This is a genomic window from Achromobacter sp. GQ309 (genome assembly GCF_059759315.1).
This window is the reverse complement of the sequence record NZ_JCAXDP010000006.1, coordinates 159,042-174,520: the sequence shown is the minus strand read 5'-3', so window position 1 is coordinate 174,520 and position 15,479 is coordinate 159,042. Positions and strand designations below refer to the sequence as shown.

The following is a 15,479-nucleotide window of genomic DNA, read 5'->3' as shown; positions in this document are numbered from 1 at the left end:
GCCTTATCGCCGGCCTGACGGCGCCCGCTCGAGGCGCCGCAGCCGACCACAACCTTGGAGACTCCCATGTTCCGCACTCGTTTGCTGGCGCGCTGCGCGCTGGCCGCCTGTCTGACCCCGGCCCTGCCGGCGGCGCACGCCCAGACCTTTCCCGCCAAGCCGATCACGCTGGCCGTCCCGCATTCGGCGGGTGGGACGTCCGACATCCTGGCCCGCACCGTCGCCGCCGAAGCCGCCAAGACGCTTGGCCAGACGATCGTGATCGACAACAAGGGCGGCGCCAACGGCACCATCGCTGCCAAGCAGGTTGCCACGGCCGCGCCGGACGGCTACACGCTGCTGCTGGCCACCGCCAGCACGCACGGCATCAACCCGTCGCTGTACTCGCGCATTTCGTACGACGCGGTCAAGGACTTCACGCCCGTCACGCTACTGGCCACCGTGCCGAACGTGCTGGTCGTCGGCCCCAACGTCAAGGCGAAGAACGTGCAGGAACTGATCGCGTTCATCCGTTCGCAGGGCGACAAGACCAACATGGGCTCGGCGGGCGCCGGCACGCCGGGGCACCTGGCGGGCGAGATGTTCAAGAGCGAAGCCAAGCTGGAATTCACGCACGTGCCGTACAAGGGCGGCAGCCCCGCGATCACGGACTTGATCGGCGGCCAGATCGACTTCATGTTCACCACCATTCCGGGCGTCCTGCCGCATGTGAAGGCGGGCACGCTGCGCGCATTGGCCGTGACGTCGCCCGAGCGTTCGTCCGCGATGCCTGACGTGCCGACGATGGCCGAATCCGGCTTGCCCGGCTTTCAGGCGGTGTCCTGGCACGGCATCGTTGCGCCGGCCGGTACGCCGGACGCGGTGGTGGCCAAGCTGAATCAGGCGTTGACCGGCGCGCTGGCCTCGCCCGAGGTCAAGCAGCGCCTGCTGGAAGAGGGCGCGCGCGCCTCCAGCGTGAACACCGCCGAATTCGGCAAGTTCATCCAGACCGAGATCGCGGCGTGGGCGAAGGCGGTCAAGGACTCTGGCGCCACGGCGAATTGAGGCGGCAGGCGGTCGCGCGGCTTCTTTCAGCCTTTGAGGATTTCTGAAGACCGACGGGATTTGCCGGGCATCAGACGGGCGGATGAGCGCGAATCCGCCATGCTAGGATGCCCCGCATGCTGATTGCCGCCTTGCTTACCTCGCTGGCCCTGACCTCGGGCCCTGCCCTTGAATACGACCTTCCGTGCTTCTTTGCGGACAAGGAAGCGGAAGGCTCCCTCGAACACGTCCAGCACTGCGCCCGCGCCACGAACGGTAGCGTCGAATTCCGTCCCGCCGTCATGGCGCGCATGGATTTCAGCAAGGATGGCCTGTCACCCGCAACGGCCAATGGCTCGTGGCACTGGGTGCGGCCCGACGGACGCGCCGTCGCCGTGGTCACGTTCGATAACGGCGCCGACGATTTCGAGGAAGGCCTGACGCGCGGACCGTGGGCCGGCGGCATGGCCTACTACGACAGGCAACTCAACCGCGTGCTGGCTACGCCTTACGACTGGGTCGACCGCTTCGAGGGCGGCCTGGCCGCGGTGTGCAAGGGTTGCCGCATCGAACGCACGCGCGACGGCGAACACAGTTATGTCACGGGCGGAGAATGGGGCGCCATCGACCGCGAAGGGCGGCTGGCGCTGCCCATGCGGCCGGATGCGATGTCGTTGCGGGCAGAGATTGAGGCGGCGCGCGGGGCGCCCAGCAGCGCGCCTCACCCGCAATAAATCAGCCTCAGAACTTGTAGCGCAGTTGCGCGTACACGTTGCGCGGCGCGCCGTAAAAGACCGAGTTGTAGCTGCCCATGCCCGAGTAATAGTGCTTGTCCAGCACGTTGTTCAGGTTCACGGTCAGGCGCAGGTCCTTGGTGAAGTCATAGCCCGCCATCAGCCCCAGCACGCCAAAGGCGTCCTGCGTGAACCGATGGTTGTTGTCGCCGATGTCCTGCGAGAAATACGTGTTGCTCTGCCAAAGCATGTTCGCGCCCACGGTCAGGCGGTGCCAGTCGCCCGGCAGACGATACGCCGTAGCCAGCTTGAACAGGTGTTCGGGCTGCGTGGTGCTGACCCGCTTGCCGTCACGGTCGCGCGAACGGCTGTAGGTGTAGCCCGCGTTCACCTGCCAGCCCGGCATGACTTCGCCCGACACCTCCAGTTCGACGCCACGCGTGGTCACGCCCGGAATCGCGATGTAGGCGGTGCCGCCCGACGGCGTGGACGCGCCGCTAGGATCCAGCTCGGCGACGTGGTCCTGCTTGAGCTGGAACAGCGCGATGCTGGCGTTCAACCGGCCGTTCAGGTATTCGCCCTTGGCGCCGATTTCGTAGCTCTTGCCGGTCAGCGGATCCAGCTGGCGGTCGTTGGCATCGAAGTTGTAGGCCTGCGGCTTGAAGACGTCGGTATAGCTGGCATACACCGTGTGGTGGCTATCGAGGTCGTAAGTGATGCCCGCATAGGGGATGAATTTGTTGTCGACGGTGGTGGCGTAATGCGAAGTGCGGCCGTTGCCCAGACTGCCGTCCAGGCTCCATTCGTAATCCGTCCAGCGGCCGCCCAGGATGACGCCAAGCCGATCCGTGGGACGCAGCACGGTCGCGCCGTACAGGATCTTCTGGTTCACCAGAATATTGTGCGTCAGCCACCATTCGTACATGTCGGGCTCGGCGGCGTTGTTGTTCCAGTTGAAGGCGTCGTCGATCAGCGAATCGGTATTGCCGTCGTAGCGGTTCGATTGCGAATGCGTGCGCGCGGCGTTGTAGCCCAGCACCAGTTCATGCTGGCGGCCGAACAGGGTGTAGGGGCCGGACGCCTGGAAGTCGATGGTGTTCTCGCGTGAGTCGGTGTTGAAGCGCGCCGCGCCGCCCGTGTAGAAGCCGTGATCGATGCTGTGCGTGTCCACGTCGATCAGTGCGCTGCTCATGCCGGAGATTAGTTCGCGCGATCGGTAGTTGCGATGCGCCGCGGCCAGCTTGACGCGCCATCCGCCGTCGAACTGGTGATCGATGTCCGCGAAGACGCGGGTCGTGTCCTGGTCGCGCCACGCCCATTTGTCTGCGGGGTTGGTCGATCGCGAGAACCGGACCTGCGATCCGTCCGAGAAGAATGCCGGCAGATGGGTGTTGCTAGTGCCGTCGTTCTTGTTCTGCTGATAGTCCACGCCGATGGACGCCTTGGTGCGCGGCGTCAGGTCGGCTTCCAGGATGCCGTAACCGACATACTCCTTGCCGCTGGCGTAATCCATGTAGCTGCCGCGGGTCTCGGCGGCGCCGACCACGCGGCCGCGAAGCTTGCCGTTCTCTGTCAGCGGGCCGCCCAGGTCGACTTCGCTGCGGTAGCGGTCCCATGAACCGGCGCCCGCGCTCAGGCTGCCTTGAAATTCCTGCGTGGGCCGTTTGCGGATGAAATTGACGACGCCGGACGGGTAGCCTGCGCCGTTCACCAGGCCGGTCGCGCCTTTCAGGATTTCAATGCGGTCATAGATGACCGTATTGGTGATGCTGTAGTTGTCGCGGACGTTGCCGCCGTCGCTGGACAAGCTGGGCAGGCCGTCGAACTGGAAGTTCTGCAACTGAAAGCCGCGCGAGTAGAAGCTGTAGCCCTCCGAGTTGTCCTGGACCACGGTGATGCCGGGCGTCTGTTCCAGCGCGCCCGCGACGCTCACGATGCCCTGGTCATCCATCTGCTGGCGCGTGATGACGCTGACCGATTGCGGCGTTTCGCGCATCGTCAGGCGCATGCGCGTGGCCGACGAAGACTCCGGCATCGTGTACGAACCGGTGCCTTCGCTGGGCGGAATCACGCCGTTGGCGGTGACCACCACGGGTTCCAGCGCGGTCACCGCGCTGGCCGCCGGCAGCGGCCGCACGGACAGCACGCCGCTGCGGGTGACGACGAGTTCCAGCCCGGTGCCGGCCAGCGCCTGTCTTGCGGCCGCTTCGGCGTTCAGGACGCCGCGCACGGGCGCGGCCTGCTTGCCGGCCACCAATTCGGCGCCGGCGGAAATGGGTTTGCCGCTCTGCAGCGAGATGCGGCTAAGGGTATCGGCCAACGGCGCGGCGGGCAGGTCGTAGGTCTGGGTGGCCAGTTGCGCCGCAGCTGTCGTGTTCTGGGCGTGGACCGGCCGGGTCAGCACGCAGGCGGCGAGCGCGCAGGCGACGAGCGCGGCGCCGGGGGGCAGGGGAAATTTCATGTTGGCAGGGGAAGCAGTGAGTGGATTTCGGTTTCGTCACAAGTCATGACGGATGCCGATCTAAAAACCCCTCACTGCCAGCCGATTTTTTTTCAGGCGGCGTCCACCAGCGTCAGCCAGGGTCCGTAGCGATGCACGCGGATGGGCAGCGTGTCGCCCAACGCTTCCAGCGCCCGGCGCGGATCGTCCAGCGGAAACACGCCAAAGACGCGCAGCGCCGCCACCTCGGGAGAGACCCGGATCAGCCCGGCCTGATAGGCGCGCAACTGTTCCACCACTTCTTCCAGCCCCGTATCCCGCACGCTCAAGATCCCGCTGCGCCAACCGGCCTGCGCGGCGTCTTCGCGAGCCCACGCGCGGTCGCCGTCGAACGCCGCCGAGGCGCCTTGCGGCAGGTCCATCGCGTCGCCGCGCCGCGGCCGCAGCGTCAGGGTGTCTTGCAGGGCCCCCGCGACGGAGTAGCCGTCGAACTGGCTGATGCTCAGGCGGGCTGCGCCCGCCGAGGCCTCGCCATGCCGCGTGCGCACCACGAACGGCCGCGCATCGGCATGCGCGTCCGCATACAGCCCGCCCTGGCGCAGCACCACGGTGCGCTGCGCGTCGTCGTAATGCACATCGGCGGCCGACCGCGCGTTCAGCGTCAGCACGGACCCGTCGGTCAGCGCGTACGTGCGACGTTCGCCGGTGCGCGTGGAATAGGTGGCGGACAGGCCGGCCAGCGGCACGTAGCGGTCGGTGACCAGCGCGCCCACGCCGACACCCGCCATCAGCATGGCCAGCTTCAATACGCGCCGGCGGTTCAGGCCGCTGGCCTGCAACAGCGCGGTGCGGGCCGCGCGTGCCGGCCCCGGGGCGTCGCGCGTCGCGTCACGCAGCCGGGACAGGGGTTGCTGCATCAGGCCGTCGACTTCGGCCCAGGCGCGCGCGTTGTCGGGGTGGCTGGCAAGCCAGTGTTCAAAGCGCTGGCGGTCGCGGTCGGAGGCCTGGCCGGAGGTCAGCAGCACGATCCAGTCGACCGCGCGATCGGTCAGCGCGTCACCGGCGGACAGCGGCTTCATGACGCGTCCGCGGCGCGGCGCGCGGCCAGGCAGTGCAGGAAGGCGCGCCTCACGTGACGCTCGACCGTCGCCAGCGACAGCCCCAGCGTTTGCGCAATGGCGGGATGCGTCATGCCGTCCAGCCGGTTCAGCAGGAACGCGTGCTTGACCGGCACGGGCAGTCCGTCGAGGAGCGCATCGATCTCCTGCACGGCCTGTTTCAGCACCATCAGGGTTTCGGGCGAGGCGGCGACGGGTTCCTGCTCGTGCGCCAGCGCGTCCAGATAGCGCGCCTCGACGTCGCGCGCGCGCCACAGGTCGATGGTCAGGCGGCGGGCCAGCGTCAGCAGGTAGGCGCGGGGTTCGGCGATGGGCGTGGCCGACGGCGAGGTCAGCACGCGGCAGAACGTGTCCTGCGTCAGGTCGGCGGCGTCGGCGCGATTGTTGACGCGGCGGTTCAGCCAGCCCAGCAGCCAGTCGTGGTGTTCCGCGTAAAGCCGTTGAATGTTCTGGTACGCGGGGGAATCCATGGACGGGCGGCGGGGCGAATTTGTTAATAGGAATAACTCTTATTTATAACTTGGATCGCCGCGCAAGACAAACACGCTACCCGCCCGCCAGCAGCTTGCCCAAGGTCGCCATGCCTTGCTCCATGGCGTCATTCCAGGGATGGCCGTGGTTCAGGCGCAGAAAATTGCCGAATGCGCCCGTCGCCGAAAAGAGCGGGCCCGGTGCGATGCTGATGCCGTGATCCAACGCGGCGCGGTGCACCTTCAGCGTGTCGATGTGCGCGGGCAGCTCCACCCAGACGAAGTAGCCGCCGGCCGGCCGCGTGGCGCGCGTGCCTTTCGGAAAGTAGCGCGCCACGGCTTGCAGCAATTCGCCCTGCTGCAGCGCGAGCGCCTGCCGGAACTGACGCAGGTGGCGGTCGAACCCGCCTTTTTCCAGATAGGCCGCGATGGCAGCCTGCGTGGGGGCGGCCGTGGCAAGGCTGGTGGTCAGCTTGTTGCGCATGATCTGCCGGATGTAGCGCCCGCCCGCCACCCAGCCGACGCGATACCCCGGCGCCAGCGTCTTTGAAAACGACGCGCAGTGCATGACGATGCCATCGGTATCGAACGCCTTCGCCGGCCGCGGGCGGGTCTCGCCGAAATACAGTTCGCCGTACACGTCGTCTTCGATCAGCGCCACGTCGTGGCGTGTCAGCAGCTTGACCAGCGCCTCCTTCTTTTCGTCGGGCATCAGGCTGCCGAGCGGATTCTGGAACGTGGTCATCAGCCAGCACGCGCGCGGCCGGTGCCGCAGGATGGCGTCTTCAAGCGCCTCCAGATCGATGCCCACGCGTGGATGTGTCGCCACCTCGATCGCATGCAGGCCGTTGCGTTCCAGCGATTGCAGCGCGGCGTAGAACGTTGGGGATTCCACGATGACGGCGTCACCAGGCTGGGTCACCGCCGCCAGGCTCAGGTTCAATGCATCCAGCGCGCCGTTCGTGACGACGATCTCATCCACGGGCACGCTCAGGCCATCGGCCAGGTAGCGCAGCGCGATGGCGCGGCGCAGGGCCGCGTCGCCCGGACTCAAGTCATCGATGGAGCCCCACGGATCCAGTTTCTGCACTGTCGAGGCCATGTACCGCGCCAACCGTCCGTATGGCAGCAGCGACGGACTGGGAAAGGCCGAGCCGAAGGGCAGCATGTCGCGGCGCAGGGTGGCGTTCAGCACCCGCAGCACGTTATCGCTGACATCCACCGGATGGCGGTCCGCGCGGGCGCTGGACACGCTGTCCAGTTCGGGCAGTGCGGCGCGCGGCGCTCGCTGCACGTAATAGCCGGACCGGTCACGGGCACGGATGAGACCGCGCGCTTCCAGCAGGTAATAGGCCTTGAATACGGTAGACGGGCTGACGCCGCGGCTGGCGCTGGTCTGCCGCACCGACGGCAGACGGTCGCCAACCTGCAACAGGCCGGACAGGATCGAGGCGGTGATTTCTTCGGTCAGGCGTTCGTAGCGCTTCATGGGGGCGTCCGGATGCGTGGTGCGGTGTCAGGCCGACATGCCGATGGACCGCATGACCAGGCGCAGCACGCCGGCCGCCGCGCCCAGCGCCGCGACGCTGCAGGTCCAGATCATCGCCAGCCACATCAGGCGCGCGCGCCACGAGGAAGATTGCGCAGTGTTCATCAGTGGAACTCCTCGCCCGTGCGTACCTTGCCCCGGAAGACGTAGTACGACCAGGCGGTGTACATGAGGATAATCGGAATGATCGACAGGGCGCCGACCAGTGCGAAACCCTGGCTTTGCGGCGGGGCGGACGCCGCCCAGATGGACACGCCGGGCGGAATGATGGCGGGCCAGATGCTGATGCCCAGGCCGCTGTAGCCCAGAAAGACCAGCGCCAGCGACAGCACGAAGGGGCCCGCGGCCGGCGTGCCCTTGACGCGGCGGATCAGTTCGAAGCCCGCCGCGGCGACCAGCACCGGGACCGGAAAGAACCAGAACATGTTGGGCAGGCTGAACCAGCGCTGCGCGATGATCGGCTGCGCCAGCGGCGTCCACGCGCTCAGCACGGCGATCACGGCCAGCAGCGCCAGCGTCAGCGGCTGCGCCAGGCGGCACATGTGGCGGTGCAGCCGGCCTTCGGTCTTCATGATGAGCCACGTGCAGCCCAGCAGCGCGTAGGCCGCCACGAGCCCGACGCCAGCGAACATCGAGAACGGGCTGATCCAATCCCAGGGGCCACCGCTGTAGGCGCGCCCCACCATTGGAATGCCCTCGATGTAGGCGCCCAGCGTGACGCCCTGGAAGAACGTGGCGCATACCGAGCCCAGGACGAAGGCCTTGTCCCACAGCGGCCGGTGATGCGCATCCGCCTTGAAGCGGAATTCGAACGCCACGCCCCGAAAGATCAGTCCCAGCAGCATGAACACCAGCGGCAGATGCAGCGCGCTCAGGATGACCGAGTACGCCAGCGGAAACGCTGCCATGAGACCCGCGCCGCCCAGGACCAGCCAGGTTTCGTTGCCGTCCCAGACCGGGGCGACGGTATTGACCATCACGTCGCGCTCCGGGCCGTCCGTCACCAGCGGAAAGAGAATGCCGATGCCCAGGTCGAAGCCGTCCATGATGACGTACATCATTACGCCGAACAGAATGACGACGGCCCATATCAATGCAAGATCCACACCCATGGCGTCAGGCTCCGGAATGCTTCGGTTGCGCGGGCTCGGCGCCCGCCAGGGTTGAGGCGGCGGATAGCGGCCGCGAGGGTTGGCGCGGTTCGCCCGGCCCGCCTGACAGCGGCGCGTGGCCGGGCGCGGGGCTGGGACCCATGCGGATGAGGCGCAGCATGTACGAGACGCCTGCGCCGAACACCAGCAGGTACACCGCCACGAAAAGCGCCAGCGTCAGCGTCAGTTCGCCCAGGCCGTGCGGCGTGGCGGCGTCCGCCGTGCGCATGACGCCGTACACGATCCAGGGTTGCCGCCCGATCTCGGTGACGTACCAGCCGGCCAGCATGGCGACCAGTCCCGACGGCCCCATCCACAACGCGGCGCGGTGCAGCCAGCGCGACTCATACAGGCGGCTGCGCCAGCGCGCCCACTGCGCCCACACGGCCAGGGCGATCATCAGCAGGCCCAATCCGGCCATGATGCGGAAGGACCAGAAGACGACCGTGGCATTGGGGCGGTCCTCAGGGGGATAGGACTTCAGGCCAGGGAACTGGCCGTCCCAGCTATGCGTGAGGATCAGGCTGCCCAGCCGCGGGATGTTGACGGCGTAGCGCGTTTCCTCGCGCGCCATGTCCGGTATGCCGAACAGCGTCAGCGGCACGCCCGCGCCGGGCTCGTTCTCCCAATGGCCTTCGATGGCGGCGATCTTGGCGGGCTGATGCTTGAGCGTGTTCAGGCCATGAAAGTCGCCCACCACGGCCTGCAGCGGCGCAACGAGCAGCAGCATGCCCATCGCCATCGCGAACATCTTCTTCACGGCAGGGCTGCGGTCGCCGCGCAGCAGATGCCAGGCGCCGGAAGCCCCGACCATCAGCGCGGTGGCCAGGAACGCGGCGATGCCCATGTGCGCCAGGCGGTACGGGAAGGACGGATTGAAGATCACGGCGAACCAGTCGGTGGGCACGACACGTCCGTCCAGGATCTCGTATCCCGCGGGCGTCTGCATCCAGCTGTTGGACGCAAGGATCCAGGTCGCGGACACCAGCGTGCCCAGCGCCACCATCACCGTCGAAAAGAAGTGCAGCCCCGGCCCCACGCGCGACCAGCCGAACAGCATCACGCCCAGGAAGCCGGCTTCCAGGAAGAAGGCGGTCAGCACTTCGTAGGCCAGCAACGGGCCCGTGACGCTGCCCGCGAAGTCGGAGAAAAAGCTCCAGTTGGTGCCGAACTGGTAGGCCATGACCAGCCCCGACACGACGCCCATGCCAAAGTTGACGGCGAAGATCTTGGTCCAGAAGTGATAGAGGTCGCGGTAGACCGTCTTGCCCGTGCGCAGCCAGAATCCCTCGAGCACGGCCAGATAGCTGGCCAGTCCGATGGTGATGGCGGGAAAGACGATGTGAAACGAGATGGTGAAGCCGAACTGAATTCGTGCGAGCAATAGCGCGTCGCTGTCCATGGCGGTATTCCTGACATTCTCTGTCAGCGCGGACGGATCGCCACGAGGCGGAGGGCGCTGACGGGGTGTTTGAACTGCCTCGCCAAGTTAGGCTTTTGGCGGCGATCAGTACAGATTCAGAGAAAGCAAAAAAAAGCGGATCAGTTGCGTGGCGCTGCCCGCGGTGCAAGCGCCGGCGCGGCCAGACGCTGCGCACGCTGGCTCAACCAGACACTGCCCACCACAATCGCCATGCCCGCCAGTTGCAGCGCCGACAGCCGTTGGTCCAGGATTGCCCAGCCCAGGATCGTCGCGGAGAGCGGGCTGAGAAAGCCCAGCGACGACACGGCCGCGGGTTCCAGTCGCGCCACGCCGCGGAACCAGAGCACGTAGGTCAGCGCCGCGCCGATCAACCCCAGCCAGGCGATGCCCATGACATTGACCAGCGTGAAATGCGGCAGCGGCGCTTCGAGCAGCAGCGCGGCTGGCACGAGAAGAATGCCGCCCGCCGTCAACTGCCAGGATGTGAAAGTCAGCGCGGAGACAGGCGGTTGCCACCGGCGGCTCAGCACGGTGCCCAGCGCCATGGACGCCGCACTGCCCAATCCGGCCGCGATGCCGACCGGGTCCAACGCCGCTTTCGGCGTCAGCACCAGCAGCGCCACGCCAGCCAGGCCCGTCAATGCCGCCACCACGGACAGCCCGCGCACCGGAGCGCCCAGCAGCAACCGGGCCAGTGCGATCACGACCAATGGCTGGATCGCACCGAGCGTGGCCGCCACCCCGCCCGGCAGGCGGTAGGCGGCGACGAACAGCAACGCCCAGAACACCGAAAAATTCAGTGCCCCAAGGACGAACACGCGCAGCCACCAGATGCCGTGCGGCAGCGCACGGACCCACAACATCAGCAGGATGCCGGCGGGCAGGGCACGCAGCATGGCGACCGTCAGCGGATAGCCCGGTGGCAGCATCAGCGTGGTGACGACGTAGGTGCTGCCCCAGATCGTGGGGGCGAGCGCGGTCAGGAGGAGGTCGGTGTTGCGGGACATGAATCAAAGGGAAGCGGCCGGCCAGCGCGCGCAGCGCTGGCCGCCGCCTTCAATACATATGCTGCCCGCCGTTCATGGCCACGTTGCTGCCTGTCATGAACCCGGCCGCGTCGCTGCAGATGAACGCGATCAACGCGCCGATCTCATCGGGCTCGCCCAGCCGTCCCACGGGGATCTGCGGCAGGATCTTTTCCTGCATGACCTCCGGCGGCACGGCCTGCACCATGCGCGTGGCCAGATAACCGGGCGACACGGTGTTCACCGTCACGCCCTTGCGGGCGACTTCCAGCGCCAGCGATTTGGTGAAGCCGTGGATGCCCGCCTTGGAGGCCGCGTAGTTGGTCTGCCCGAATGCACCCTTGCTGCCGTTCACCGAAGAAATGTTCACGATGCGGCCCCAGCCCCGATCCGCCATCGGCCCGCAAAGCGGCTGCGTCATGTTGAACATCGAGTCCAGGTTGCTGTGCATGACCTCGGCCCAATTCTGCGCGCTCATTTTGCGCAGGCTGGCGTCGCGCGTGATGCCGGCGTTGTTGATCAGGATGTCGATCTGGCGCCCGTCTTCTTCCAGTTTGCGCGCCAGCGCCTGGCAGGCGTCGAAGTCCGCCACGTTCACCTTGTACATGGCGAAGGTGCGGCCTTTGGCGGCCTCTTCCTTGATCCATTCGCGCGTGGCGGTTTCGCTGGAATGGTAGGTGACGATGACGTCGTGGCCCGCATCGTGCAGCGCGACGGCGATGGCACGGCCCAGGCAGCCCGTCCCGCCCGTGATGAGGGCGGTTCGTTTAGCGGTCATGGCGGCCTCCCTGCTGGTGGGCGTCCTGCATGGCCGCGCAGGCGGCCGCCATCTGGTTGGTCATCGTGGACCACATCTGCGCAAAGGGCGAGTTGTCGGCGGCCGCGCTGTTGGCCTGCTTGAACCATTCGCACATCGCTTCGCCCACGCCGGCGGCCATGGTGGCCTGTTCCTGCAGCGCGGCGTGCGTGAGGGCCTGGCTGGCTTCCAGTTGCGCCTGCCAGCGCTTGCGCGCGAGTTCGCCCATGGCGGGCATGACATCCTGCCAGTTGGCGGTGGGGTTCAAGGGGGAGAGGGCGGAGAGGACCTGGCCGGAGCTGTCGCCGGCCAGACGCTGGCCCATTTCGAGCCAGCGCTGCTGGCTTTCCTGCGCAAGCTGGGCCAGACGCTGGCAGAAGGCGACGTTGGCGCCGGTCAGGCCGGCGGGCAGGGAGGCATTTGCTTTCTTCATCATCCGTCCTTGTAAATGGCGTGCTAAGGGGAAACGAATACACACGAGCCTCATGCCGTCGGCAGAGGGGCTTGCCCGTCAACGATAGCCCAGCGAGCGGCGGTACGGCCAGCGTTGCGGACGCAAACCTTGCGCAAGGCGCAAGCGCACACGCAGTTCTTGACGCAGCGCCGCACATGGTGTCCCATCGCAACGATGCAGCTGTACTAATGGCCCCCACTGCCGCGGAGACCCCTTGCCGACACCAGGCCTGATGGATCGTGTTCCCTCGTGGCGTTATCTGCCCGTGGCCTTGGCGCTGGTGCTGCCGGTGATCGCCTGCGTCGCCTGGACGTGGTGGCACGCGCAGAAGGAACAGCGCCTTGAAGCCGAGTCGGCCGCGCGCATCGTGCGGGTGCAGACGCAGCACGTCCTGACGCAGACGTGGACGCTGGCGGACCGGGTGGCGGCGCTGACGGCGCTGTCCTGCGACGAAGCGCTGCCCGACCTGCAACGCTGGGGCGCACTGAACCCGTATCTGCGGTCCCTGTTCCTGGTACGCGGCGATCGCATCTATTGTTCGTCGGCTGTTGGCAAGATCGACTACCCGGTCTCTGAGTTTCGCAAGTGGGTATCCGACCTGCCGCCCGACCGCTGGCGCTTTACCGTGACCGGCACGCCGCTGGCGCCCGAACGGCCGGCGATCCTGCTGGGCCGGCCCGGCGCCGAGGGCCGCAGCGGCGTCGTGGTGGTCGACGGACGGTACGTACAGGATCTGCTGGACGCCGTGGCAAGCCTGCGCGATTACCGCATCGAACTGCAGGTAGGCGAGGGCGGGGCGTTCATTCACAACGATTTCAAGGGTGCGGCGGGGGCGTCGCGCGAGCTGGTCCACCACGAGACCACGGGCCACGATGGGCCCACACCGCTGACCATTCGCGTCAATGCGCCGGCTGAAGCCGTCGTGCAGGCGTGGCAGCAATTGATGATGACCTACCTGCCTGCCGCCGCACTGCTCGGTTTCGGCCTGGCCGTGGTCGCATACCGCCAGCAGGCGAACCGCCGTTCCTTCAAAGAGCAGTTGCGCCGCGCGATCCGGGCGGATGAATTCAGGGTGCATTACCAACCCGTGTACGGTCATGCAACGGGCCAGTGCAGCGGCGTCGAGGCGCTGCTGCGCTGGGAGCGGCCCGGCGTGGGATCCGTGCGGCCGGACGTCTTCATTGCCGCGGCCGAGGCCGATGGCATGATCGCCCCGCTGACGCGCCATCTGTTTACGCTGATCGAACGCGACATGCGCAGCTGGGCCACGCCGCGGGGGTTTCACGTCGGAGTCAACATTGCCGCCGAGCATTTGTCATGCGCCGAGTTCACCACCGACGTCGAGCGCTTCGCCGCCAACATCGCCCATCGTGACCCGACCCTGGTATTGGAGATCACCGAACGCAGCCTGATCACCGATGACGGCCAGGCGCGGCGCAACATCGATGCGCTGCGTGAGCAGGGAGTGCGTGTTGCCATCGACGACTTCGGCACCGGCCACTGCTCGCTGTCGTATCTGCAGCGATTTCCGGTGGATTACCTGAAGATCGACAAGGGCTTCGTGCACGCCATCGAGCCCACCGGCGAAGACGCGCCGGTGCTGGACGTGATCATCACGCTTGCGCATCGTTTGGGCCTGGCGGTGTTGGCCGAAGGCGTTGAGACGGATCTGCAGTTCCGCTATCTCACCGGGCGCGGCGTCGCGTTCATCCAGGGCTACCTGTTTGCACGGCCCATGCCGTCGGATCAGTTCGTGGCGTGGTACGCCGGGCACGTGCCACCGAACGCACCGGTGGGCGAGCCGCAATCGCGTTCAAGTGGTCTTGGCGTTGGATGACGGCTTGGCAAAGAACAGGTCCGTGATGGCCTGGCTGTCCATGGGTTCGCCGTTGATCGCGCGCGTCAGCATTTCCGCGCCCAGGAGTTGCACCGAAAACACCAGATCGGGCTGCACCCGGCGGATCTTCTCCAGATGCTTGCTGGTGTTGACCAGCGCCACCGTCTTGGCGCCGTCCGCGCCGGTCGCTTCCTTTGCGGCCAGCACGATGAATGCGTTTTCCGCGTCGTCGTCGCGCAGCGCCAGCACATAACGCGCCCGCGCCACGCCGGCTACGTGCAGCACGTCCACGCTGGAGGGATCGCCTTCGATCAGGTCGGCGGCGGCGGGATAGTCGTGCGCCATGCCCGTTGGCACGATGACGGTGACTTCTTCGTTGCGGCTGCGCAGGCCCTGGTAGACGCTCAGCGCGAGGGGCGTCGCGCCGGCGATGATGATGTGGTTTTTTCTCATGGCCGAAGAAAACCTGCCTTTGACGAGCCGTTTCAGATTGCCGCCGATCACCGGTCCGGCGATCGCGCTGACGGAGGTGGCGAACACGGTAATGCCGAGGATGATAATCGACGCCGTGAACAGGCGCGCCGTGCCGCTATGCGGCACGATGTCGCCGTAGCCCACCGTGGACATCGAGACGATCGAGAAGTACAGCGCGGTGCCCGCGTCCAGAATCGGCGGGTTGAATTCGTTGCCCAGGTATAGCGTGCCGAACACCGCGTAGATCATCAGCGACAGCACGCTGACCAGCGCAAACAGCGACCCGGCCGTCACGCTGGCGCGGTCGAAGCGCCGCCAGTACGCCACCAGCGCAATCACCAGGACCAGCGTGTAGATGCCCAGCCCCGCGCGGCCCCCGTCGCCCAGGATGGCGAACGTGCCGATGCCGATCAGCAGCACCAGCGAGAACGCCCACGCGATGCGCGCCTTCAGGATCAAGCCCAGCGCAATCACCTGCAAACCGACGCCGAGCACCAGGCGTGGAATCTCCAGCAGACCGACCACGCGCATGATCTCGTGCCAGTTGTCCAGCGCGAGCCAGAACGAATACTCGCGGGCACGGACTTCGCGCAGCACCGGGTGCATGAACGCGTAGCCGTCCAGCGCCACCAGGATGGCAAGGCACCAGTTTGGCGGGAAAAACGCCAGTATCTTGCGGAGGCGATGGCGCAGGGATGGCTGGGGCAGGGGCATGGAGGGGAGGGGCTTGCTATATCAATCTGGTATGGAAGACTATCAACAAAGAATTACTGGAAACGCGTCCGAGGTCCTAAACTTTCCTCATCAGGCGGCTATCCGGAAGGAACACCGCCGATATGGCAGTAACGCCCCCCAGCAGCACGGGTGGACGCATTGCCAGGCATTGATCACGTTGCAGCCCGTGCAGGGACTAGAGACCCGGCGCAGGCCACGGTCGGACCGTGCGTGAGTAGTATGAGGCACGAATGTTGGAATCGCGTGATCC

Annotated in this window: 14 protein-coding genes; 3 read left to right on the top strand and 11 right to left on the bottom strand. The window is 66.6% G+C overall.

Annotated features, from left to right (window positions below):
• Positions 1-66 precede the first annotated feature (66 nt).
• Both AC6CIE_RS20025 and AC6CIE_RS20020 read left to right on the top strand, forming a co-directional pair.
• The gene (locus tag AC6CIE_RS20025; protein ID WP_498093549.1) at positions 67-1,044 is read left to right on the top strand and encodes a Bug family tripartite tricarboxylate transporter substrate binding protein; all 978 of its coding nucleotides are present in this window, start codon (positions 67-69) and stop codon (positions 1,042-1,044) included.
• Positions 1,045-1,160: 116 nt separating this feature from the next.
• Positions 1,161-1,757 carry a WG repeat-containing protein gene (locus AC6CIE_RS20020; protein ID WP_498093547.1) on the top strand — a complete coding sequence of 199 codons (597 nt, stop codon included), beginning with the start codon at positions 1,161-1,163 and terminating at the stop codon, positions 1,755-1,757.
• Positions 1,758-1,764: 7 nt separating this feature from the next.
• On the opposite strand, the gene AC6CIE_RS20015 is transcribed toward AC6CIE_RS20020, so the two are convergent.
• The 10 genes from AC6CIE_RS20015 to AC6CIE_RS19970 form a co-directional block, all read right to left on the bottom strand.
• Complete coding sequence (locus AC6CIE_RS20015) at positions 1,765-4,218, bottom strand: TonB-dependent siderophore receptor (RefSeq protein WP_498093546.1); 2,454 nt, start codon at positions 4,216-4,218, stop codon at positions 1,765-1,767.
• A 92-nt stretch (positions 4,219-4,310) separates the two neighbouring features.
• Positions 4,311-5,276, bottom strand: a complete 966-nt coding sequence (locus AC6CIE_RS20010) for a DUF4880 domain-containing protein (RefSeq protein ID WP_498093544.1) — start codon at positions 5,274-5,276, stop codon at positions 4,311-4,313.
• Positions 5,273-5,785, bottom strand: a complete 513-nt coding sequence (locus AC6CIE_RS20005) for a sigma-70 family RNA polymerase sigma factor (RefSeq protein WP_498093542.1) — start codon at positions 5,783-5,785, stop codon at positions 5,273-5,275. The genes AC6CIE_RS20010 and AC6CIE_RS20005 overlap by 4 nt, the downstream gene beginning before the upstream one ends.
• 76 nt (positions 5,786-5,861) lie before the next feature.
• Positions 5,862-7,274, bottom strand: coding sequence for an aminotransferase-like domain-containing protein (locus AC6CIE_RS20000; RefSeq protein WP_498093540.1), 1,413 nt, complete (start codon positions 7,272-7,274; stop codon positions 5,862-5,864).
• A 27-nt stretch (positions 7,275-7,301) separates the two neighbouring features.
• Entirely contained in the window at positions 7,302-7,439 is a 138-nt protein-coding gene (locus AC6CIE_RS19995; RefSeq protein ID WP_498093538.1) for a DUF2474 family protein, read from the bottom strand.
• Positions 7,439-8,446: a cytochrome d ubiquinol oxidase subunit II gene (gene cydB / locus AC6CIE_RS19990; RefSeq protein ID WP_498093536.1), complete on the bottom strand. Its 1,008-nt coding sequence runs from the start codon at positions 8,444-8,446 to the stop codon at positions 7,439-7,441. The genes AC6CIE_RS19995 and cydB overlap by 1 nt, the downstream gene beginning before the upstream one ends.
• Positions 8,447-8,450: 4 nt before the next feature.
• Positions 8,451-9,887, bottom strand: a complete 1,437-nt coding sequence (locus AC6CIE_RS19985) for a cytochrome ubiquinol oxidase subunit I (RefSeq protein ID WP_498093534.1) — start codon at positions 9,885-9,887, stop codon at positions 8,451-8,453.
• A 140-nt stretch (positions 9,888-10,027) separates the two neighbouring features.
• A complete protein-coding gene (locus tag AC6CIE_RS19980) occupies positions 10,028-10,915 on the bottom strand; it encodes an EamA family transporter (protein ID WP_498093532.1) in 888 nt (295 codons plus the stop codon).
• Between the two features lie 49 nt (positions 10,916-10,964).
• Positions 10,965-11,711: an acetoacetyl-CoA reductase gene (gene phbB, locus AC6CIE_RS19975; protein WP_175122470.1), complete on the bottom strand. Its 747-nt coding sequence runs from the start codon at positions 11,709-11,711 to the stop codon at positions 10,965-10,967.
• Positions 11,701-12,162, bottom strand: coding sequence for a hypothetical protein (locus tag AC6CIE_RS19970; RefSeq protein WP_370632988.1), 462 nt, complete (start codon positions 12,160-12,162; stop codon positions 11,701-11,703). Before AC6CIE_RS19970 ends, phbB begins: the two co-directional genes overlap by 11 nt.
• Before the next feature lie 253 nt (positions 12,163-12,415).
• Between AC6CIE_RS19970 and AC6CIE_RS19965 the strand changes: the two genes are divergently transcribed.
• Positions 12,416-14,020: an EAL domain-containing protein gene (locus AC6CIE_RS19965; RefSeq protein WP_498093529.1), complete on the top strand. Its 1,605-nt coding sequence runs from the start codon at positions 12,416-12,418 to the stop codon at positions 14,018-14,020.
• Here the strand turns inward: AC6CIE_RS19965 and kch are convergent.
• Positions 13,997-15,208, bottom strand: a complete 1,212-nt coding sequence (gene kch / locus AC6CIE_RS19960) for a voltage-gated potassium channel protein (RefSeq protein ID WP_175137823.1) — start codon at positions 15,206-15,208, stop codon at positions 13,997-13,999. The genes AC6CIE_RS19965 and kch overlap by 24 nt on opposite strands.
• Positions 15,209-15,479: the final 271 nt, after the last annotated feature.